Annotated in this window: 1 protein-coding gene; it reads right to left on the bottom strand. The window is 66.7% G+C overall.

The window, feature by feature from the left end:
* Window positions 1–1,051 (bottom strand): S-(hydroxymethyl)glutathione dehydrogenase/class III alcohol dehydrogenase (locus IQ782_RS29600; RefSeq protein WP_194138240.1); only part of this gene is annotated, 1,051 nt, incomplete at its 3' end.

Genomic DNA, 1,051 nt, shown 5'->3' with positions numbered 1-1,051 from the left:
TGTGGGTGATCATCGGGTCGATCTCGATCTTGCCGTCCATGTACCAGTCAACGAACTTCGGCACGTCGGTCCGGCCCTTGGCGCCGCCGAAGGCCGTGCCCTTCCAGACCCGGCCCGTCACCAGCTGGAACGGCCGGGTCGAGATCTCGGCCCCCGCCGGTGCCACGCCGATGATCACCGACACGCCCCAGCCGCGGTGCGAGCATTCCAGCGCGTCGCGCATCACCTTGACGTTGCCGGTGGCATCGAAGCTGTAATCCACGCCGCCGATCTGATCCGCGCCGCGCTTGGTCAGGTTGACGATCTCCTGCACGACGGAGCCCTCGATCTTCGAGGGGTTCACGAAGTGGGTCATGCCGAACTTCTTGGCCATCTCGGCCTTGGAGTCGTTGAGATCGACGCCGATGATCATGTCGGCGCCCGCCATGCGCAGCCCCTGGATCACGTTGAGCCCGATGCCGCCCAGACCGAAGACCGCCGCCGTCGAGCCGATCTCGACCCCCGCCGTGTTGATCACCGCGCCGATGCCGGTGGTGACGCCGCAGCCGATGTAGCAGATCTTGTCGAAGGGCGCGTCGTCGCGCACCTTCGCCAGCGCGATCTCCGGCATGACCGTGTGGTTGGCGAAGGTCGAGCAGCCCATGTAATGGTAGATCGGCGTGCCATCGAGCATCTTGAAGCGCGTGGTGCCGTCGGGCATCAGCCCCTGGCCCTGGGTGCCCCGGATCGCCGTGCAGAGGTTGGTCTTGCCCGACAGGCACGAGGGGCACTCGCGGCATTCCGGCGTGTAGAGCGGGATGACGTGATCGCCCGGCTTCAGCGTGGTGACGCCCTCGCCCACTTCCACGACCACACCCGCGCCCTCGTGGCCGAGGATGCAGGGGAAGAGCCCCTCGGGGTCGGCGCCCGAGCGTGTGAACTCGTCGGTGTGGCAAAGCCCGGTCGCCTTGATCTCGACCAGCACCTCGCCGGCCTTCGGTCCGTCGAGCTCGACCTCCATGATCTCAAGCGGCTTTCCGGCCTCAAGGGCAACAGCTGCGCGGGTTCTCAT

Origin of the sequence: Salipiger mangrovisoli, assembly GCF_015223355.1 — a bacterium.
Classification (GTDB): Bacteria; Pseudomonadota; Alphaproteobacteria; order Rhodobacterales; family Rhodobacteraceae; genus Salipiger; species Salipiger mangrovisoli.
This window is presented reverse-complemented; position numbering and strand designations above follow the sequence as displayed.